This is a genomic window from Gordonia sp. 11cp, from assembly GCF_057767225.1.
The window spans coordinates 3,064,985-3,083,909 of the sequence record NZ_CM173437.1; the positions used below are offsets into that span (position 1 = coordinate 3,064,985).

19 protein-coding genes are annotated in these 18,925 nt (G+C 68.0%); 7 read left to right on the forward strand and 12 right to left on the reverse strand.

Features of this window, described 5'->3' with window-relative positions; all coding sequences use genetic code 11:
* The first annotated feature begins 3 nt into the window (after nt 1–3).
* Together AC3B6C_RS13710 and AC3B6C_RS13715 are read left to right on the forward strand one after the other, a co-directional pair.
* Entirely contained in the window at nt 4–1,074 is a 1,071-nt protein-coding gene (locus tag AC3B6C_RS13710) for a phosphotransferase family protein (protein WP_488373147.1), read from the forward strand.
* A 22-nt stretch (nt 1,075–1,096) separates the two neighbouring features.
* Nucleotides 1,097–2,581, forward strand: coding sequence for an APC family permease (locus tag AC3B6C_RS13715; protein WP_488373148.1), 1,485 nt, complete (start codon nt 1,097–1,099; stop codon nt 2,579–2,581).
* 14 nt (nt 2,582–2,595) lie between these two features.
* Here AC3B6C_RS13715 and AC3B6C_RS13720 read toward each other — a convergent pair whose 3' ends face one another.
* The 6 genes from AC3B6C_RS13720 to AC3B6C_RS13745 form a co-directional block, all read right to left on the reverse strand.
* A complete protein-coding gene (locus AC3B6C_RS13720; RefSeq protein WP_488373149.1) occupies nt 2,596–3,219 on the reverse strand; it encodes a TetR/AcrR family transcriptional regulator in 624 nt (207 codons plus the stop codon).
* A complete protein-coding gene (locus tag AC3B6C_RS13725; RefSeq protein WP_488373150.1) occupies nt 3,216–3,977 on the reverse strand; it encodes a tyrosine-protein phosphatase in 762 nt (253 codons plus the stop codon). Before AC3B6C_RS13725 ends, AC3B6C_RS13720 begins: the two co-directional genes overlap by 4 nt.
* Nucleotides 3,974–4,816 (reverse strand): phosphonate ABC transporter, permease protein PhnE, encoded by an 843-nt coding sequence (gene phnE / locus AC3B6C_RS13730; RefSeq protein ID WP_488373151.1) that lies wholly within the window; start codon nt 4,814–4,816, stop codon nt 3,974–3,976. The genes AC3B6C_RS13725 and phnE overlap by 4 nt, the downstream gene beginning before the upstream one ends.
* Nucleotides 4,797–5,609 carry a phosphonate ABC transporter ATP-binding protein gene (locus tag AC3B6C_RS13735; protein WP_488373152.1) on the reverse strand — a complete coding sequence of 271 codons (813 nt, stop codon included), beginning with the start codon at nt 5,607–5,609 and terminating at the stop codon, nt 4,797–4,799. The genes phnE and AC3B6C_RS13735 overlap by 20 nt, the downstream gene beginning before the upstream one ends.
* Entirely contained in the window at nt 5,606–6,505 is a 900-nt protein-coding gene (locus tag AC3B6C_RS13740) for a phosphate/phosphite/phosphonate ABC transporter substrate-binding protein (protein WP_010844310.1), read from the reverse strand. The genes AC3B6C_RS13735 and AC3B6C_RS13740 overlap by 4 nt, the downstream gene beginning before the upstream one ends.
* A gap of 190 nt (nt 6,506–6,695) precedes the next feature.
* Complete coding sequence (locus tag AC3B6C_RS13745; RefSeq protein WP_010844309.1) at nt 6,696–6,944, reverse strand: DUF2530 domain-containing protein; 249 nt, start codon at nt 6,942–6,944, stop codon at nt 6,696–6,698.
* A 24-nt stretch (nt 6,945–6,968) separates the two neighbouring features.
* Between AC3B6C_RS13745 and AC3B6C_RS13750 the strand changes: the two genes are divergently transcribed.
* Both AC3B6C_RS13750 and AC3B6C_RS13755 read left to right on the forward strand, forming a co-directional pair.
* Nucleotides 6,969–8,537 carry an NCS2 family permease gene (locus AC3B6C_RS13750; RefSeq protein WP_010844308.1) on the forward strand — a complete coding sequence of 523 codons (1,569 nt, stop codon included), beginning with the start codon at nt 6,969–6,971 and terminating at the stop codon, nt 8,535–8,537.
* A gap of 107 nt (nt 8,538–8,644) precedes the next feature.
* Nucleotides 8,645–9,109, forward strand: coding sequence for a MarR family transcriptional regulator (locus AC3B6C_RS13755; protein ID WP_488373153.1), 465 nt, complete (start codon nt 8,645–8,647; stop codon nt 9,107–9,109).
* 266 nt (nt 9,110–9,375) lie between these two features.
* Here AC3B6C_RS13755 and AC3B6C_RS13760 read toward each other — a convergent pair whose 3' ends face one another.
* Nucleotides 9,376–10,599, reverse strand: coding sequence for a GNAT family N-acetyltransferase (locus tag AC3B6C_RS13760; protein WP_156354228.1), 1,224 nt, complete (start codon nt 10,597–10,599; stop codon nt 9,376–9,378).
* Nucleotides 10,600–10,679: 80 nt separating this feature from the next.
* Between AC3B6C_RS13760 and AC3B6C_RS13765 the strand changes: the two genes are divergently transcribed.
* Both AC3B6C_RS13765 and AC3B6C_RS13770 read left to right on the forward strand, forming a co-directional pair.
* Nucleotides 10,680–11,534 (forward strand): TrmH family RNA methyltransferase, encoded by an 855-nt coding sequence (locus AC3B6C_RS13765; protein WP_035718304.1) that lies wholly within the window; start codon nt 10,680–10,682, stop codon nt 11,532–11,534.
* A complete protein-coding gene (locus AC3B6C_RS13770) occupies nt 11,531–11,824 on the forward strand; it encodes a DUF2537 domain-containing protein (protein ID WP_488373154.1) in 294 nt (97 codons plus the stop codon). The genes AC3B6C_RS13765 and AC3B6C_RS13770 overlap by 4 nt, the downstream gene beginning before the upstream one ends.
* A 3-nt stretch (nt 11,825–11,827) precedes the next feature.
* Here the strand turns inward: AC3B6C_RS13770 and AC3B6C_RS13775 are convergent, their stop codons facing one another.
* From AC3B6C_RS13775 to AC3B6C_RS13790, 4 genes are all read right to left on the reverse strand, one after another.
* Entirely contained in the window at nt 11,828–12,595 is a 768-nt protein-coding gene (locus AC3B6C_RS13775; RefSeq protein WP_488373155.1) for a DUF6928 family protein, read from the reverse strand.
* Nucleotides 12,596–13,570, reverse strand: a complete 975-nt coding sequence (sepH, locus tag AC3B6C_RS13780) for a septation protein SepH (protein ID WP_488373156.1) — start codon at nt 13,568–13,570, stop codon at nt 12,596–12,598.
* 231 nt (nt 13,571–13,801) lie between these two features.
* Nucleotides 13,802–14,947: a phosphoserine transaminase gene (serC, locus tag AC3B6C_RS13785; protein ID WP_055475778.1), complete on the reverse strand. Its 1,146-nt coding sequence runs from the start codon at nt 14,945–14,947 to the stop codon at nt 13,802–13,804.
* Between the two features lie 173 nt (nt 14,948–15,120).
* Nucleotides 15,121–16,248 (reverse strand): citrate synthase 2, encoded by a 1,128-nt coding sequence (locus AC3B6C_RS13790; protein WP_010844788.1) that lies wholly within the window; start codon nt 16,246–16,248, stop codon nt 15,121–15,123.
* Nucleotides 16,249–16,458: 210 nt separating this feature from the next.
* Between AC3B6C_RS13790 and pdxH the strand changes: the two genes are divergently transcribed.
* The gene (pdxH, locus tag AC3B6C_RS13795; protein WP_425307045.1) at nt 16,459–17,154 is read left to right on the forward strand and encodes a pyridoxamine 5'-phosphate oxidase; all 696 of its coding nucleotides are present in this window, start codon (nt 16,459–16,461) and stop codon (nt 17,152–17,154) included.
* A gap of 58 nt (nt 17,155–17,212) precedes the next feature.
* Here pdxH and AC3B6C_RS13800 read toward each other — a convergent pair whose 3' ends face one another.
* Nucleotides 17,213–18,913: a purine-cytosine permease family protein gene (locus AC3B6C_RS13800; protein ID WP_010844786.1), complete on the reverse strand. Its 1,701-nt coding sequence runs from the start codon at nt 18,911–18,913 to the stop codon at nt 17,213–17,215.
* Nucleotides 18,914–18,925 lie beyond the last annotated feature (12 nt).

Below are 18,925 nucleotides of genomic sequence, written 5' to 3' on the forward strand. Positions count from 1 at the left end.
AGAATGACTGACGAGGTCGCCGGTGCCGGCGAGGTCCGCACCGAGGATGCATTCGACGTCGAGGTGGTGGCGAAGTGGCTCGAGGCGAACGCCTCGGACCCGGCCGGTCTCGACGCGGTACCGCAAGTACGCCAGTTCGGCGGTGGCGCATCGAATCTCACGTACCTGCTGCGCTATCCCGCCAGGGATCTGATCCTGCGCCGGGCGCCCCGCGGAACCAAGGCGCGCGGTGCGCACGACATGGCACGTGAGTACCGGATCCAGTCCGAACTCGCGACCGCCATCCGCTACATCGCGCCGATGATCGCGTTCTGCGACGACGACTCGATCCTCGGCGCGGACTTCTACGTGATGGGTCGCATCGACGGCGTCATCCCGCGGACCGAATGGCCCGCGGATGTCCCGCTGGACGCCGAACAGGCGCGCGCGTTGTGTTCCAACTTCATCGACACCCTGGTGGAGGTGCATTCGGTCGACCCGAGCACCACGGGCCTGGCCGATCTCGGCAAGGGCCCGGGATATGTCCGCCGCCAGGTCGACGGGTGGACCACACGATTCCGCAACGCGCACACCGAGGATGTACCCGATTTCGAGCAGACGATGGAATGGTTGTCGGAGAACCAGCCCGACGACGTCGCGACGTGCGTCATCCACAACGACTTCAAGCTCGACAACGTCGTCCTCGACAAGGACGACCCCACCCGCGTGATCGGCATCCTGGACTGGGAGATGGCCACCCTCGGTGACCCGCTGATGGACGTCGCGGGATCGATGGCCTATTGGATTCAAGCCGACGACCCGGACGCCATGCAACTCATGCGCCGGGTCCCGACACATCTGCCGGGCATGATCAGCCGCGCCGAGTTCGTCGAAAAATACTGCGAGCACATGGGTTTCGACATGACTCCGGAGCGCTGGCGGTGGTATGAGATCTTCGGTCTGTTCCGCGCGGCGGTCATCGCGCAGCAGATCTACTATCGCTACTACCACGGCCAGACCAGCAACAAGGCATTCGAACGTCTCGGTTACGCGGTGGGGATTCTCGCGCAGCGATTGGACGACCTCCTGTTGTAATCGCTCCGACGAAAGGGCCGACATGGCCGACGATCTGATCGCCCCATCCAGCGCCGACGACGAGTTGGGGACGGGTGGTTATCGGCCCGAACTACGACGGACACTCGGCGGTTTCGCCGTGTTCGCGATCTCCTTCGCGTTCATCTCGGTCGCGGTGGGCGTCTTCGCCACCTACGGCGAAGTGCTCGCCACCGCCGGCCCGGTGGGCATCTGGCTGTGGATCATCGCCGCGGTCGGGCAGACGCTGATCGCGCTGGTCGTCGCCCAGTTCGCCGCCCGCATCGCGCTGAGCGGGTCGTCGTACCAGTGGGCGTCGAGGCTTGCGAACCCCAGGGTCGGGTGGCTCTTCGGGTGGCTGAGCTTCTGGTATCTCGCGATCGCCGTCGTCGCGATGGACAATGCGCTCGCCAGCCAGGCGCTGATGCCGCTGCTGGGGATGGCCGAGGACGAGTCGGTCGCACGGGTCATCACCGTTGCTGTACTCGTCGTCCAGGCTGTCCTGGTCATCGCGTCGACCCGGCTGCTCGGTCTGTTCACCTCGGGAGCCGTCGCCGTCGAACTGGCGATCGTCGCGATCCTGGTCGTCGCGCTCGCGGTGGTGATGGTGGTCACCGGCAGCGGCCATCTCGGCAACCTGGGTTCGGCGGGGATCGCCGCGGGTGCGCCGGACTACTGGGCCATCGGCGGGGGAGTGATGGCCGCGATGGTCATGGGCCTGACGACCCTGGTGGGCTTCGACTCGGCGGCGAACCTCGCCGAGGAGGCCAAGGATCCGTTCCGGAGCGTTCCGCGCGCGATCGTCGGTTCGGTGGTGGCCGCCGCGGTCGTCGGACTGGCCTTCCTCATCGTCCTGACCCTCGCGATCGAGGACGTCGCCGCGGTCAGCCGCGACGGCTCACCGGTCGCGGCGATCATCCGCGACCAGCTGGGATCGGTTGCCGAACGAATCCTGTTAATGTGCATCGTGTTCGCGATGTTCGGTGCCGGTATGGTCGTGATGGCCGCCTGTGCCCGGCAGGTGTTCGCGATGGCCAGGGACGGGCGTTTCCCGGCGCATCGGCTGATGCGCCGGGTCAATCCGCGAACGCAGACGCCGGTCCCGGCGACGCTGCTCATCCTCGGCGTCGGCGTGGTGCTGATGCTCGCACTCCCGGGTTCGGCACTCATCGAACTGATCATCGCCTCGACGATCCTGCCGGCCCTCATCTACGGTGGGATCGTCGTCCTGTATCTCGTGGTCCGAAAGCGCTTGGAGCGCAAGGCCGGTGGTTTCAGCCTCGGCCGTTTCGAGTTCCCCATCGCGATCGCCGCCCTCATCTGGGTGGTGTTCGCACTGTTCGTCCTCGTCACTCCCGACGACGCGACCGTGCCGACTCTGATCGTCCTCGGACTGATAGCCGCGGGGGCGCTGTACTTCGCCTGGATGATGGTCCGGAATCGCGAGGCCCTCGACTCCGAGCCCGGCGTCGACGAATTCGCCGCGTCGTCAACCGAATCGAGCGACTAGTCGACCGGCTGCGGTCAGGCCGTCATCCCTCGCCACACCACATCGAACACAGCACGCAATCGGTCCTGTGTCGCCGGGTCTTCCAGGTGGTCTCCGCGAACCACGATCTGGTAGTACGCGGCACCGGCGATGGCGTCGAAGCAGGCTCCGACGTCCAGATCGGTGCGCAGGAGACCCCGTTCGATCCCGGTGCGGAGGGCGGCCTCCACAGGGACGCGGCGACGTGCGACATGCGATGTCCAATAGGCCTTCTGCAATGCGCGATCCGCCATCACGAGGCGGATCCGCTGCCGGAGTCGCGCTTCGGAGTACTCGGAGTGCTCGGCGCCCGGATCGCCCATCATGACGGTGAGCACGGCCTCGCGCAGGTCATCGACGTCGGCGGAGATGTCCGGCGGCACAGTGCGTCCGACGTCGAGCGCGGCGGCGATGAGAGTGGTCAGCGACGGCCATCGTCGGTAGAGGGCCGCCCGGCTGATCCCGCTGCGGGAGACGATCCGGGACACGGTCACGTCCTGTTCCGCGTCGATCAGGGCGAGGGTCGCCTCGATGATCTGCTCGTCGAGGGCATCGTCGCGAGGACGACCGGGACCGCGGCGCACCGCGGTCCCGGCGTCGTGGGTGATGGCCGACATCATTCGCCCAGTGCCCGTTGCCGCAGTCGCCCGATCGTGTCGTTGCTCAACCCCGCGGCGCGCAGCGGGTGGAGGGCGTCGCCGTGGCGTTCGCGAAGCACCGCGAGCAGAAGGCGGATCGACACCTCCATGGAGCCGTCGAGCAGTGCCGCGATGTCCTGCGCCTCATGGTCGACGCCGAGCGCCTTCCACATCGCACCCATGACCGGGTTGATGCGGGCGAGGATCGCGACCATGTTGTCGCCGGTGCGGGCGTAGTCCGCGGCGATGTCGTCGTCGCTCGCTCCGAGCGTGAGGAGGAGCATCGCGGCGAGAACGCCGGTCCGGTCACGGCCGGCGGCGCAGTGGAACGCGGTGGTTCCCGGCGTGTGGGCGATGACGTTCAGTGCGGTGACCAGGTGCGGTGCGGCTCCTTCGACCATGCGCACGTACATCTGTCCCATCGCCTCGTGGCCGAGCGTCGGGGTGTTCGCCGCCATCGAATCCGCCACGTTCGCGATGAGCGGCAGCTGGTGATAGGCAACCGGAAACCTGGCGAGCGGGCCGCGTCCGGTCGCCGCCACCTCGCGGGGCGATCGCAGATCGATGATGGCGGTGAGCCCGTCGGCGGCGAGTTGTTCGGCGATCTGGTCGGTGACGTATGCGAGGTCGTCGGTGCGGATCGCGAGGCCGGTGCGCAGGACTCCGCCCTCGATCGAAATGCCGCCGAGGTCGCGCAGGTTGACCGGGGCGCTGGGTTCGAGGTCGATGGTGGTGCTCATGTGATTCTCCTTCGGATGAGTGCGCTGCCCTGGTCGATTGCGGTGACCAGCACGATGATGCAGATGATGATGGCGCTGAGGTGTCCGTAGTCGTACATCCGCATCGCGGTGGTGAGTTCGAGACCGATGCCGCCTGCACCGACGAGGCCCAGGATGGTCGCGCCGCGCACATTGCTCTCGAACAGCAGCAGCGTGTACGAGACGAGCATCGGAGCAGCCTGCGGGACAACGCCGTACTGGATGACCTGGCGCTTGGAGGCGCCGACGGCCTGCATGGCGATGATCGGACCCGGATTGACCGATTCCATTGCCTCGGCGTAGATCTTGCCGATCGAACCGATCGAGCCGAGGGTCATCGCGAGGATTCCCGCGAACGGTCCCAGCCCGACGGCCGAGACGAACATCAGCGCGAAGATGAGGTCGGGCACCGAGCGGATGATATTCATCGTCCACCGGGCCGGGTAGTACAGCCACTTCGGCGCGATGTTGGACGCGGCGGCGAACGCGACGAACAGGGAGAGCACCGCGCCGAGCACGGTGCCGACGATCGCCATCTGCAGTGTCTCCAGGAGGAGTTCCAGGATGAGGTCGATCTTCGTGAAATCCGGTGGGAAGAGCCGGGATACGAACTCGCCCATGTTCACCGCGCCGTCGCCGAGTGCGATGAAGTCGAACCCGACGCCGCCGGCGGACCAGATCAGGATGAGGACCGCCACCGGGATGCCGATGAGGAAGCGCGTGCGCGGCACCGAGAAGGCCTGTTCCATGCGGGAGCGCTCGGCGGGGTCGAGGTCGGGTGCGGCGCGGCGGGTGCGCTGTTCAGAAGTCGAGCTCGTCATCGTCGTCCCCTTCCTCGTCGTAGAGCACCGCGAGCTCGGCGGTGTCGAGGTCGCAGGTGCGTGCCGACACGAGCATCTCGCCGTGCCGGAGTCCGACGATCCGCGAGCTGTGGGCGAGGGCCAGCGGCAGTACGTGCAGGCTCACCAGCACCGGGATTCCGTCCTGCGTCGCGATCTCCCGCAGGAGGCGGAGAACGGAGCCGGCCAGCTTCGGGTCGAGGGAGGCGACCGGCTCGTCGGCGAGGATGATCTTCGGTTGCTGCATGAGAGCCCGCGCGATGGCCACGCGCTGCTGCTGGCCGCCGCTGAGCGAGCGGGCGGGTTCCTTCGCCTTGTGGGCGATGCCCACCCGGTCGAGCAACTCCAGCGCCCGCCTGCGGTGCGCGCCGGAGAATCCGCCGACGAGGTTGATCGCGCCGGCCCCGTGGAGGGTGCCGGTGAGCACGTTCGTCAGCACGCTCATCTGCGGGATCAGGTTGAACTGCTGGAAGACCTGTCCGACCTCGGAACGGAGGGTGCGCAGTTCGCCGCGGGCGAGGTTGGTGACATCGTGCCCGGCGACCCGTACGGACCCGCCGGAGATGGGGGCGAAACCGGTCAGACTCCGCATCAGAGTGGATTTGCCCGATCCGGACGCGCCGAGCAGTGCCACCATCTCGCCGGGCAACAGGTCGAGGTCGACGCCATCCAGCACAGGCCGGTCGTCGTACGCCACACGGAGACCGCGGACGGTGACCAGGGGAAGCCTCTTGCGGACCCCGTCGGTCGTCGGGGCAAGCGCGGCCGTGCTCACTGGAGATCTCCCAGCTCGACGCCGGCAACCGCCGCGATCTCGGCGAAGGGGGCGAACACGCTCGAATCGGGCGCGATGACGACGTCCTGTCCGGCGAAGGAGCTGTAGGCGCCCAGCGCCTCCGCGTTCTCCTCCGCGAACACCTTCGGGAGCGCCTCCTGGAGCAGGGTGCGGGTCTCGTCGTCGAGGGACTGGCGCGCGAGCACCGTGCCGGTGACGTCCATCGACGGGCTCTCGCCGACCGCACGCCACTCACCGTCGGCGAACGGGAACATGGGTGCGCCGAGCCGGGTCAGGGTGACCGCCGTGCACGCGGCGTCGACCTGCCCCTGCTCGAGTGCGGCGAAGCTGCCCTCGTGGCCGCCGGAGAAGATCGACTTGTAATCCTTGCCCTGCTCCAACCCGGCCTGATGGAGCATGTAGACGGGCATGAAATAGCCCGAGCTGGAAGCGGGGTCGGCGAAGGCCACGGTCTTGCCCCGGAGATGCTCGACGGTGCGGACCGGCGAGTCGGATTTCACCACGCAGGTGGAGACCGGCTCACCATCGCCCTTCCAGGCGAGCAGCGCATCCACCTGGCCGGTGTTGACCGCGAGCGCGGACGGGAACCCGGACATGATGCCGATGTCGACGTGATCGGCGCGGATGGCCTCGACGACGCTGAGGTAATCCGGCACATCGGTGACCTCGACGGTGCGGCCGGTCTCCGCCTCGAGCCGTTCGACGATGGTGTCGACCGGATTCGCCTGGGTCGGGTCATCCGAAATGGGAAGCGTGGCAATGGTGATGGGAGCGTCCGACGCGGACTTCGAGTCGTCGCTCGATGCCTGACAGCCGGTGAGTGCGAGCAGGGTGATGCCGAAGATGGTTGCCGCCGGAAGGGTGTAGCGACGCATTGGTGACCTTTCGAAATACGCGGAGCTGGTTCGCGCCGATTGCGAGAACTCCGGTATTCGAACTCGTCAAGGTATCGGGGAATTACGAGACCGCTGTACTGCGAATGGAACGTCAGGTGAACAGAAGACGAAACGCTCACCGACGCGGGCTCACTGATGCGTGGGGCTCACGGCACGCACGCGGGCGCAACTAGTCCAGCCCCTCCTGGGCCCCGCGGTCTCCGCGTCGGACACCGGCGCGCTGGACGAGCACGATGGTGGTCCCGAGCAGTCCGACGGCCAGACCGGTGAGACAGATCTCGAGAGCGTGGTCGCCGCCCAGATCGGAGATCGCCACGACGAGCGTCGCCACGGCCCACGCGATCATCCCGACCACGATCACCGGCTCCGGGGCGCGCAGCGCGCGCGGTAGATCGGGGATCTCAGGTGTCGCGGACATGGACAACAGGGTAGCTTTCGGAACGTGCCACACGATGAGCCCAGTGAGTCTCGCGATCTGAGGTCCTCTGACACTCCCGGTGATGCGGACACCTCGAGCCACTCGCACAGCCAACCCGACTTCCCGGCGACCTCCCCCGGGCCGGACAGTCCGGTCGCGAGCGGCCCGCTCGACCGGTTCTTCAAGATCTCCGAACGGGGATCGACGATCAACCGTGAGTTCCGCGGCGGTCTCGTCACCTTCTTCACGATGGCCTACATCGTGGTGCTCAACCCCATCATCATCGGCGGTATCCCGGGCGGGGACAAGAACACCGACGTCCTGGGCAACGTCCTGCCGCTGGCGCAGGTCGCCGCGGTCACCGCACTCGTCGCGGGTGTGATGTCGATCCTGTTCGGCCTCGTCGCCAACTATCCGTTCGCGATCGCGGCGGGGCTCGGCATCAACAGTCTGCTGGCGGTGTCGATCGCCCCGCAGGTGACCTGGCCCGAGGCGATGGGTCTGGTGGTCGTCGACGGCATCATCATCGTGCTGCTGGCCGTGACCGGATTCCGCACCGCGGTGTTCAACGCGGTGCCCGCCGAACTGAAGGCCGCGATCGCGGCCGGAATCGGCTTGTTCATCGCCTTCATCGGCTTCGTCGACGCGGGCTTCGTCAAACGCATCCCCGACGCCGCCGGGACCACGGTGCCGGTGCAGTTGGGCATCGACAACTCGATCTCCACGGTCCCCACCCTGATCTTCGCGGTCGGGGTGCTGCTCATGGGCGTTCTGGTGGTGCGCCGGGTCCCGGGTGGTCTGCTGATCGGCATCGCCCTCACGACCGTGCTCTCGATCGTGCTGGAGCAGATCTTCGACTACGGGTCGAGCGTCGAGAACCCGTCGGGCTGGGGTCTGAGCGTGCCCGACATCCCCAGCGCCCTCGGCGGTCTGCCCGATCTCAGCCTCGTCGGCGACGTCGACCTGTTCGGCGCGTTCACCCGTATCGGTGTTCTTGCGGCATCGGTACTGGTCTTCGCGCTGGTGCTGTCCAACTTCTTCGACGCCATGGGCACGATGACCGGCCTCGGCAAGGAGGCCGGACTGGCCGACGAGAAGGGGAACCTGCCCGGGATCGGCCGCGCGCTGGTGGTCGAGGGAACCGGTGCCATCGCCGGCGGTGCCGCGTCGGCGTCGTCGAACACCGTGTTCGTCGAGTCCGCCTCCGGCATCGCCGAAGGTGCGCGCACGGGCCTCGCGAATGTCGTGACCGGTGTGCTGTTCCTGGTGGCGATGTTCCTGACACCGCTCTACGAGGTGATCCCGCTCGAGGCGGTCGCCCCCGCGCTGGTGGTCGTCGGCGCCATGATGATCGGCCAGCTCACGACCGTCGACTTCAAGCGGTTCGACTACGCGCTGCCGGCTTTCCTGACCGTGGTCACGATGCCGTTCACCTACTCGATCGCGAACGGCATCGGCATCGGCTTCATCAGCTGGGTCGTGATGGCGACCGCGGCGGGCAAGGCGCGCACCGTGCACCCGTTGCTCTGGTTCGTCGCCGCGATCTTCGTGGCCTACTTCGCCCGCGGACCGATCTCGGACCTCATCGGCTGACGCGACGACGCCGCGCACTTCCGGTATGTCGGGTTTCCTGTCGTCCACCCGACTCAATTTCGCATTGCGTAGGTCTTCGGCCTGCTCGGCTGGCCTACCCTGGGTGGATGAATTCACCAGATGGTGACGGAAGCCTGTCCGGCGATCTGTCGCTCGCGGTCATCCGCCTCGCGCGCCGCCTCCGGGGCCGCCGCGAGAACAAGCTGGTGTCACTGACCCAGCTGTCCGCCCTCAACACGCTCCATCACGAGGGACCGATGACCCCGGGCGCACTCGCCGCGGCCGAGCGGGTCCGGCCACCGTCGATGACCAGGGTCATCGCCTCGCTGTCGGATCTGGGGATGATCAGACGGGAACCCCATCCGACCGACGGCCGTCAGGCCATCGTGACGCTGTCGTCCGAGGGCGCCGACGTCGTGATCGACGAACTCGCCGCCCGCAAGGCGTGGTTGAGCGACCGGCTGGCGGAGCTGTCCCTCGAAGAGCGGGAGATTCTGCGCGGGGCTGTGCACATCTTCGAGAAGATCCTCGGGCAGGCCGACACCGACGTCCCGCGCTCACGCGCGATGTGAGCCGTCCCCGCACCCACTGCCCCCTGAGGTGCGAGGAGCGATAGCGACGAGCCACGAAGGGCCTGGTGAGGCGTGTTGTGAGGCCGCCCTTCGAGGCTCGCTTCGCTCGCACCTCAGGGAGCAGAAGGTAGGCGCTCACGCGCGATGTGAGCCGTGGCCCGCCCCTGAGGACTCACCACTGCTCCCTGAGGAGTCCCGGAGCGTGCCCTGAGGGGTCTCCACTGCTCCCTGAGGTGCGAGGAGCGATAGCGACGAGCCACGAAGGGTCAGAAGAACGTGCCGGAGAAGGGTGCGCGGTCGGTCATGAACGCGTGGTCCAGGGCGCGCAGCGTCGCCGGGGAGTCGACGTGCAGGCGTCCCGCGGCCGCGAAGGCCGACGGTCGGATCCCGCCCAGGTAGATGCTCGAGAGCACCGAGATGTCCAGCCGGACCGTGGGCACCGCACCCGTCTTGGCCGGCGCGACGATCGCTCCGCCCTCGCGCACCGAGATGTCGAAAACGCCTCCGTGCCCGCGGAATTCGTCGGTCACCTCGATCACGGCATCCAGGTCGGCCGCGTAGTGGCGGCCGCCGAGTGCGGCCGGGACGTCGAGGATGCGCAGCCACATCGTGTCGGCGGTGCCGGTCACCGACACCGACCGCGGATTGACGAGCTTCTGCGGCAGCGGGTCGTCGACCGGGATCGACGCGGTGATCGACGGGATGAGGTCGAGGTTGATCAGCACACGCCACAGGTCGGTGTGCGCGTCGTCGGTCACCGCGAACACCTCGTTGACCTCGCCGCGCACCGCGCCGGTCTCGTCCTTGTAGATGCGGTAGCTCGCATAGCCGTCGGCGTGCAGCAGATAGTGCAATCCGCTCGCCGACAGCGGCCGCTCCGACGCGCGGTCGGCCAGGATCGGATTCCACCATGCGGGTGTGCGGGTGAGGGCGCCCGGCGTCGTGAGGGTCCAGCGTGCGTGCAGATCGGGGATCGCCGCGGCCACCGCGTCGGCGTCGGCGTAGCGGACGGTGGCGTCGTCGGGCTGGGCGGCCCGTATCGCCGCTCCCGGGGTCAGCGACACCGAGTTCGCGAAACACGCCGGGCCGAAGCCGAACCGCTCGTAGATGGTGCCCTCACTCGCGGTGAGAATCGCGAAGGTGTACTTCTCCGACTCCCACTGCTCGACGAGTTCGGTGAGCATGCGACGAAGGATGCCGCGGCGCCGGTGGGTCGACGCCACCGAGACCCACGACAGGCCGGCCGCGTCGGACACACCACCGCCGGGCAGCGACATCGACATCCGGTAGAACATCGCGACCCCGACGAGGGGCTGGGTGTCCAGGCCGGTGTCGCGCACCAGCACGACGTCGTCGTCGGCGACCTTGCCGCGCAGATCGGCGACCTCGTCGTCGGGCAACGGGTTGCGCATGGCGAACGCGCGGGCGTCAGTGGTGATGATGTCGGCCCAGTCGGCGTCGGTGGCGCGTTTCAGGGACAGACGTGACATCGGAGTCGAAGCGCTGGTCACGCCTTCCACAGTTTCATACCCGGGCGCTGTCGGGTTCGTCCGGGTGGCAGACTGTTGCGGTGCCCGGGCTCGCAGTGAACGTGATCGACATCGACGACCCGGAGGACCCCCGCGTCGACGACTTCCGCGATCTCAACTCCGTCGACCGCCGCCCCGACCTGCCGGTCCTGCCCGGTGGACGCCCGGGCCGCGGTCTCGTCATCGCCGAAGGCGTGCTCGTCGCCCAGCGGATGATCGCCTCGCGGTTCGAGACCCACGCATTCCTCGGGGTGGCCAAGAGACTCGACGAACTCGACGCCGATCTCCGGGACCCGTCGCTGGCCGGTGTGCCCTTCTACCGTGCCACCGCCGAGGTCATGGCCGAGGTCGTCGGTTTCCACCTCAACCGCGGCGTGCTCGCGGTGTCCCGTCGACCGTCGGTGCTCACGGTGCCCGACATCCTCAACGACGCCCGGACCGTCGCGATCCTCGAAGGTGTCAACGACCACGAGAACATCGGCTCGATCTTCCGCAACGCCGCCGGACTGGGCGTCGACGCGGTGCTGTTCGGGCAGGGTTGCGCCGATCCGCTGTACCGCCGCTGCGTGCGGGTGTCGATGGGCCACGCGCTGCTCGTGCCGTTCGCGCGGTTCGACGACTGGCCACGCGGCCTGGACCTGTTGCGGAACCAGGACTTCCAATTGGTCTCGATGACTCCCGACCCCGATGCGGTGACCCTCGCCGAGGCGGTCACCGCCGAGAAGGTCGGCTTCCTGGTCGGCGCCGAGGGTCCCGGCCTGACGGCTTCGGCGATGGCGGCGACCGATGTGAAGGCCCGCATCCCGATGAGCCGGGGCACCGACTCGCTGAACGTGGCGACCGCGGCGGCCGTTGCGTTCTACGAGCGCGCACGGTCGGGCACGATGGGGGAATGACCGTCGAGTCGGAGAACGGCGAGCCCACGCCATGGGTCCTGGGGATCATCGTCGGTGCTTCGTGCGCGTTGTTCGCCGCGTTCGTCCTGGTCGGGGTCTATCAGCTCATCGGGGGGATACTGCCTTTCCTCGGTATCGCCGCGGTTCTGGTCGTCGCGGGCGGCCTCGGGTGGACCCTGTGGGAGTTCCGGGCGCGGCCCGTGTGGCGCTGGGTCGTGTGGGGACTGCTGCTCGGCTTCCTCGCCGGCGTCGCGTCCTCGATCGCCTTGCTGGCGCTGGGGCGACCCTGACCTTCAGAACCCGAAGTATTCGCGGATGCGGCCGCGTTTACGGGTGGGCTGCTCCGGCGGCGCCGTCCGCTGCTGAGTACGCGAAGCCGTTGCCGCGCGGTAGTTCTCGTAGTCGGCGGCGGTCGGTTCGTACTCGGCCGGGTGCAGCGCGAAGCAGGTGACGGTGATCAGCGCCGGGTCGAGGTCCGACTCCGCGAGCGGGTGGGTGTAGCGGAATCCGAGCCACGCGCGGTTCGACTCCTCGGCGAGGTGCCCGGGGTGGAACGGCAGCGACATCGGCGCGGTGGGGACGCCGTTGGCGTGGCTCAGCGGGTGTTCGCCGCCCCAGAACGGTTTCTCGAACGTGAACGGCAGGCCGTGATCCTCGTGGATCGTCACCGGGTCGGCCGCGAAGGAACGCCGAAGAGTCCCCGACTCCCACCGGGCGAACACCCCGAGCGAGGCGTCGGGTTCGGTGTAGAGCAGGGTCGTCGTCGCGCTGGGGCGCATCCGTGCGAGCGCGCGGGTCAGCGTCGACGGTGTGGTCGTCTCGAACAGCGAGCAGGACACGACGGCCAGGGGGCCGTAGAAGCCGGCGTAGACATGGGTGTCGCGGGCCGCGGCGGCCGCCGCGAGATCGGTGTCGACGAGGGGGACGAGCACGCTGTCGCCGAAGATGGCGGTGGCCAGCTGGTGGGCGTGCTGGGAGTCGTTGGCCGGACCGGTGCGGAGGATCGCGGCCGGATCGTCGGAGTCGACGAACCAGACCGTGGCCGCGCGTGCCGAGGACACTCAGCTGTTCCCGTTGCTGCGCACGCCGAGCAGGACATCCTCCCACGCCGGGACTGCCGGTTTGCGTGTCTTCTTCCGACGCGGACGCTCGGGACCCGACGCCGGGGCGGACGGCGCCTCGTCGGAGTCGGTGCCCTGGGCGTCGGCGGCCGGCTCGGTCGTGGGTGTGTCCGGGCCGGCTGCGGCCTCGCCCGGCTCGGCGGACTGCTCGTCGTCGAATCCGAAGTCGAAGGGCACGGTGCCGTCGTCCTCGGCAGTGGTCCGCCGGTCGTGGCGGGCGCGCTGCGCGCCGATGATCGAGTTCGCGTCGATGGTGACCTCTTCGCGCCCGTCCGGGGTCGTCTCGACGGCGACCTCGGGGGTCGCCACGGGGGTCAGGCGACGGCGCGGGGCGATGGTCTCGGGATGGGTGAGTTCGTCGGCGAGGTCGTCGAGCGGGTCGACGCTGCCGCCGTGCGAACCGGGCTGGTAGCGCCAGTGGGCCAGGTTGTCGGTGCGTCCGACACTCCAGGCCACCTGCACCACCCAGTAACCGTCGTCGCCCTTCCACGCGTCCCAGTCGGCGTCGTTCGGATTCTGGCCGTAGGCGTGGAGGCCCTCGGCGACCGACTCGACGAGCGTCGCGACGGCGGGACCGTCGTGGCGGACGGGGTGGGCAGCACCGGCGAGCTCGGTCGCGCGGCTGCGTTCGAGGAGGACCGGGTGGGCGAAGCGTTCGATCTTCTCGACACCCACCCCTGCTGCGGCCGCGACCTCGGCGACGGTTGCGCCTGCTCGGATTCGTGCCTGGATCTCGCGTGGCCGCAATGCACTCTCCATCTCGATCTCGATCTGTCCCAGTCGTGAGATGTCGCCGCGGGCCGCGGCGCGGAGGCGTTCGTCGGAGGCGATCCGGAATTTCTCACCCGATTGCGGGTCTTGGCAGATCACATGGGAGCCGTCGGTTTCCACTCCGACGACGCGGAGCTCACGCATCTGCTCCTCCTCCGGTGGGTGCACGCATTGGGGTCACATTAACTCACCGATCTGCCGGTTCACTGTGGGACACGCGGCAAAACCGCAGTTCAGCACGCGTGGGGCTCAAGCGACGCCAGCGGTCGATGCGTCGGATGTGGTCTGTGTGAACCAGGCTACCGGTTCGTGAACCACCGCCGGCGCGCCGCAACGATCTGTGCGGCGCGCCGGCGGCGTGGGTCGACGAGGTGATCAGAGGCGCTCGACGATGTAGTCGATGCACTCGGTGAGCTTGCTGACGTCCTCGGGCTCGATGGCCGGGAACATGCCGATGCGCAGCTGGTTCCGGCCCAGCTTGCGGTACGGCTCGGTGTCGACGACGCCGTGTGCGCGAAGGATCTTGGCCACCGACGCGGCGTCGACGTCGTCGGTGAAGTCGATCGTGCCGACGACCTGGCTGCGGTTGGCCGCCTCGCCGACGAACGGCGTCGCGAACTGGCTGGCCTCCGCCCACTGGTAGAGGCGCGAGCTGGAATCGGCGGTGCGCGAGACACACCAGTCCAGGCCGCCGTTGCCGTTCATCCACTCGATCTGGTTCGCGAACAGCAGCAGCGACCCGACGGCCGGGGTGTTGTAGGTCTGGTTCTTGCTGCTGTTGTCGACCGCGGTCGGCAACGACAGGAACTCCGGGCACCAGCGGTCGGTCTCGGCGATCTCCGCGACCCGGGCGAGCGCACGCGGGCTCATGAGCGCGACCCACAGGCCGCCGTCGGAGGCGAAGCACTTCTGCGGGGCGAAGTAGTAGACGTCGGCGTCGGCGATGTCCACGGGCAGACCGCCCGCACCCGAGGTGGCGTCGATGGCGATGAGCGCGTCATCCGAACCGGCGGGCCGGACGACGGGGACCGCGACGCCCGTCGAGGTCTCGTTGTGTGCCCAGCCGATGAGGTCGACGCCGCCGAAGTCGTCGGCGGTCAGCGCGGACGGATCGGGCGCGGTGCCCGGGTCGGTGGAGATGACCGCGGGGTTGTCCAGGAACGGCGCCTTCTTGGCGACGGTCGCGAACTTCGACGAGAACTCGCCGTAGGTGAGGTGCAGCGACCGCTGCTTGATCAGGCCGAACGCCGCGGCATCCCAGAACGCGGTGGTGCCGCCGTTGGAGATCACGACCTCGTAGCCATCGGGCAGGGAGAACAGATCGGACAGGCCCTCGCGGATCGAGCCGACGACGTTCTTCACCGGAGCCTGCCGATGACTCGTGCCGAACACCGACGCGCCGGTGTCGACGAGGGACTGCAACTGCTCGGGGCGCACCTTCGACGGTCCGCAACCGAAGCGGCCGTCCGACGGCAGCAGGTCGGCGGGCAGGGTGATCGGTGCGGTGGCGGCTTCGCTCATGTCGGCAATTCTAGGGAGTGGCCCCCGCCACCCCGGGTTCGGTCCCTGCAAACCCGACGACGGTGGCGGCGTCGGCTCGCGGTCACGTCAGCACGGAAGCGCTGCTTCGACCACAGCGGGGCTGCTCACAGCTCGCGCTCCTGTGGTGAACGTAGCGCTCCTGTGGAACGGGCCTACAGGCCCGGTTTCACGACGTCGCCCCAGCCCTCGACGTCCTCGGGGCGCCGGGGGCTCGGGCCGGTGTAGATCGCGGCCGGGCGGACCAGCTTGCCCAGGCGCTTCTGCTCCAGGATGTGCGCGCACCATCCGGCGGTGCGGCCGCAGGTGAACATCGCCGGCATCATGTGGGTCGGCACCTCGGCGAAGTCGAGGATGACCGCCGCCCAGAACTCGACATTGGTCTCGATGGCGCGGTCGGGGCGTCGTTCCCGGAGTTCGGTGAGCGCGGCCTGTTCGAGCGCGGCGGCGATCTCGAAGCGCGGTACGCCCAATTCCTGTGCGGTGCGGCGGAGCACGCGGGCACGTGGGTCCTCCGCGCGGTACACCCGGTGCCCGAAGCCCATCAGCTTCTCCTTGCGGTCGAGGATCCCCTTCACGAGTCCTCGTGCATCGCCGGTGTTCTCGACCTCTTCGATCATCGGCAGCACGCGCGCGGGGGCTCCGCCGTGCAGGGGACCAGACATGGCGCCGATCGCGCCCGACAGCGACGCCGCGACGTCGGCTCCGGTGGAGGCGATGACCCGCGCGGTGAACGTCGAGGCATTCATGCCGTGCTCGGCGGCGCTGACCCAGTAGGCGTCGATCGCGGCGATGTGGCGGGGGTCGGGGTCGCCCTTCCAGCGCGTCATGAAACGTGCGGTGACGGTGTCGCATTCGTCGATCACGTGCTGGGGGACCGCGGGCTGGTGGATGCCGCGGGCCGACTGCGCCACATACGACAACGCCATCACCGATGCGCGGGCGAGATTGTCGCGGGCGGTCTCGTCATCGATGTCGAGAAGGGGCTGGTAACCCCAGATCGGTGCGAGCATGGCCAGCGCGGCCTGGACGTCGACGCGCACGTCACCGGTGTGGATCGGCAGCGGGAACGGTTCGGCCGGCGGCAGACCGTTGCCGAACCTGCCGTCGACCAGCAGCGCCCACACATCGGCGAAGGTCACCTTGTTCTCGACCAGGTCTTCGATGTCGACGCCGCGATAGCGGAGATTGCCGCCGTTCTTGTCCGGTTCGGCGATGTCGGTCGTGAAGGCCACGACGCCCTCGAGCCCGGCGACGAAATCCTCGGGAACAGTGTTGGCCATGGCAACCCACCTCACTCGACGTCCGTGTCGTGCATCCGCTGTCCGGTGAATCCTCGCGAATCCTCGCGGGACGGGACTCGCCGGGGATGCGGTCCACGACGAACTGTAGATCAGCCGGACGCCCCGCGTGTACCCCGGAGTAACCAGCGGGGTCGGAGTAGCGTCAGCAAAGTGTTGGACGAGTCGCACGACCCCATCGACCTGCCGAACATGCGCGTCGGATACGGCGGCGGCATCCCACCCAACATCGGCGAGGGTGACCGCGCCGCGGGCGCCGACGGTATCCGCGAGAACCTCGACCCGAGCTGGTTGCGCGGCGACCCGCCGTGGCTGGATCTCTTCCACGTCTGGCTGCGTGAAGCCGTCGATGCCCGCATCGCCGAGCCCAATGCGATGGTCCTCGGCACGGCCGACGCGGAGGGCCGGCCGTCGACGCGCACCGTGCTGTGCAAGGGCGTCGACGCGAACGGCGTGGTCTTCTTCACCGGTCACGACTCGGACAAGGGCCGCCACCTCGCCGCGAATCCGTATGCCTCGGTGACCTTTCCCTGGATCGCCCTGGAACGCCAGGTGCACTTCCGCGGGCCGGTCGAACACGTCAGCGCCGAGGAGGTCCAGGCGTACTGGGAGCTGCGACCCCGCGGTTCCCAGTTGTCGGCCGCGGCATCGGAACAGTCGCGGCCCATCGGCAGCCGCGTCGAACTCGAGCAGAAGGCCGCCGCGCTCGCCGAGGCCTACGGCGGCTTCGACGACGGTGCGGAGGTGCCGGTCCCGTCCGACTGGGGCGGGTACCGCATCGCACCGGTCGAGGTCGAGTTCTGGCAGGGTCGGGCGAACCGCCTGCACAACCGGGTTCGGCTGACCCACGTCGACCACTCCTGGCGGGTCGAACGGCTTCAGCCCTGACCGACGGTCCGGTCCGCGGCAGCTGGACACCACGGATCGGCCTGCGCGGCCCGACCCCTCAGTTCTGAGCCGGCAGTACGTGTTCACCGGTCTTGTCGCACGACAGTGCCAGTGAGGAGATGTACTGCTTCTCGCCGTTCGGGCCGGGGACCGCTGAGGCGATCATGTCGGGCCGTTCGAACTCCATGCCGGTGACGCAGCACAGGAGCTTGACGTCGGAGGGGTTGCCGAGTTCGTCGTACATCGGGAGGTCGATGCCGTCGTCGGTGCGACGCAGGTAGTACTTGCCCTTGGTCGCGAGTGCGATGATCGGTGGCAGTACCAACGCGAGTATCAGGGCGACGAGCGGTGAATACGGTGCGAGCGTGTCGCCGAAGACGTTGAAGTACACCATGATCGACAGTCCGCCCGCGACGATGACGGACACGAAGCCCACCGGGTTGACGTTGTAGAGCATCCCGCGGCGGAACTCGGGTTGCTTCGGCGAGATCTTGAGCAGGTACTTGTTGACGGCGATGTCCGACGCGACGGTGACGATCCAGGCGATGGCGCAGTTGGCGTAGAAGTTCAGCAGCTCGTTGAGGAAGCTGAACATGTTCGCCTCCATGAGCACGATCGCGATGCCGACGTTGAAGACGAGGAACACCAGCCGGCCAGGGTAGGTCTTGGTGACCCGGGTGAAGCTGTTGGTCCACGCGAGCGAGCCGGAGTAGGCGTTGGTCACGTTGATCTTGACCTGGCTGATCACGACCAGGATCACCGCGAGGGTCATCGCGAGCCAGTGCGGCATGAATTCCTCGTACACGGCGAGGAACTGATGCACGGGCTCGTTCGCGACGCCGGCCGAATCGGCGAAGTTCACGATCAGGTAGACCGCGAGGAAGAGACCGACGATCTGCTTGATCGCGCCGAAGAGCACCCAGCCCGGGCCCGCGGTCAGTACCGCGGTCCACCAGCGCCGGTTGTTCTCAGGCGTTTTCGGCGGCATGAAGCGCAGGTAGTCGATCTGCTCGGCGATCTGGGCGATCAGCGACAGACACACACCCGCGGCGAGCATCGCTCCGGCGAACGAGACGGCATGTCCGCCCTGGCCATCTGTTCCACCGCTGAACGCCAGGAATTCGCCGATGGCCTCGGGGTGTTGGATCACCAGGTAACCGAAGGGCAGCACCATCATGACCAGCCAGAGCGGGGTGGTCCACACCTGGAGTTTCGACAAGGTGTTCATGCCGTAGATGACCAACGGGATGATCAGCACGGACGAGAGCAGATAACCCAGCCACAGCGGGATGCCGAGCCCCAGCTCGAGCCCCTGCGCCATGATCGATCCCTCGAGGGCGAAGAAGATGAACGTGAACGACGCGAAGATGACATTGGTCAGCACCGAGCCGTAGTAGCCGAAACCGCTTCCGCGCGTGATGAGATCGAGATCGATGTTGAACCGGGCCGCGTAGTAGGAGAGCGGGTAGCCGGTCAGGACGATCACGATGGCGAAGAACAGGATGCCCCAGAGGGCGTTGCCGGTGCCGTTGGCTATGCCGATGTTCGCGCCGATCGCGAAATCGGCCAGGTAGGCGATGCCGCCCAGCGCCGAGATCGCGACCACGCCGGGGCTCCACTTGCGGTAGCTGCGCGGGGCGAATCTGAGCGTGTAGTCCTCGAGCGTCTCCCGGGCGGCCGCGGCCGCGGTCCCGGTCACCGGTCGACGTTCCGAGGCGGTGCCTGCGGCGTCGGCGTCGGGTGCCTGTTCGGTGGTCATCGGGCCCTCCCC

Coding starts and splice junctions, on each gene's coding strand:
- AC3B6C_RS13710 (WP_488373147.1), top strand. CDS start 4: ATGACTGACGAGGTCGCCGGTGCCGGCGAGGTCCGCACCGAGGATGCA.
- AC3B6C_RS13715 (WP_488373148.1), top strand. CDS start 1,097: ATGGCCGACGATCTGATCGCCCCATCCAGCGCCGACGACGAGTTGGGG.
- AC3B6C_RS13720 (WP_488373149.1), bottom strand. CDS start 3,219: ATGATGTCGGCCATCACCCACGACGCCGGGACCGCGGTGCGCCGCGGT.
- AC3B6C_RS13725 (WP_488373150.1), bottom strand. CDS start 3,977: ATGAGCACCACCATCGACCTCGAACCCAGCGCCCCGGTCAACCTGCGC.
- phnE (WP_488373151.1), bottom strand. CDS start 4,816: ATGACGAGCTCGACTTCTGAACAGCGCACCCGCCGCGCCGCACCCGAC.
- AC3B6C_RS13740 (WP_010844310.1), bottom strand. CDS start 6,505: ATGCGTCGCTACACCCTTCCGGCGGCAACCATCTTCGGCATCACCCTG.
- AC3B6C_RS13745 (WP_010844309.1), bottom strand. CDS start 6,944: ATGTCCGCGACACCTGAGATCCCCGATCTACCGCGCGCGCTGCGCGCC.
- AC3B6C_RS13755 (WP_488373153.1), top strand. CDS start 8,645: ATGAATTCACCAGATGGTGACGGAAGCCTGTCCGGCGATCTGTCGCTC.
- AC3B6C_RS13760 (WP_156354228.1), bottom strand. CDS start 10,599: ATGTCACGTCTGTCCCTGAAACGCGCCACCGACGCCGACTGGGCCGAC.
- AC3B6C_RS13770 (WP_488373154.1), top strand. CDS start 11,531: ATGACCGTCGAGTCGGAGAACGGCGAGCCCACGCCATGGGTCCTGGGG.
- sepH (WP_488373156.1), bottom strand. CDS start 13,570: ATGCGTGAGCTCCGCGTCGTCGGAGTGGAAACCGACGGCTCCCATGTG.
- serC (WP_055475778.1), bottom strand. CDS start 14,947: ATGAGCGAAGCCGCCACCGCACCGATCACCCTGCCCGCCGACCTGCTG.
- AC3B6C_RS13790 (WP_010844788.1), bottom strand. CDS start 16,248: ATGGCCAACACTGTTCCCGAGGATTTCGTCGCCGGGCTCGAGGGCGTC.
- pdxH (WP_425307045.1), top strand. CDS start 16,459: ATGCGCGTCGGATACGGCGGCGGCATCCCACCCAACATCGGCGAGGGT.
- AC3B6C_RS13800 (WP_010844786.1), bottom strand. CDS start 18,913: ATGACCACCGAACAGGCACCCGACGCCGACGCCGCAGGCACCGCCTCG.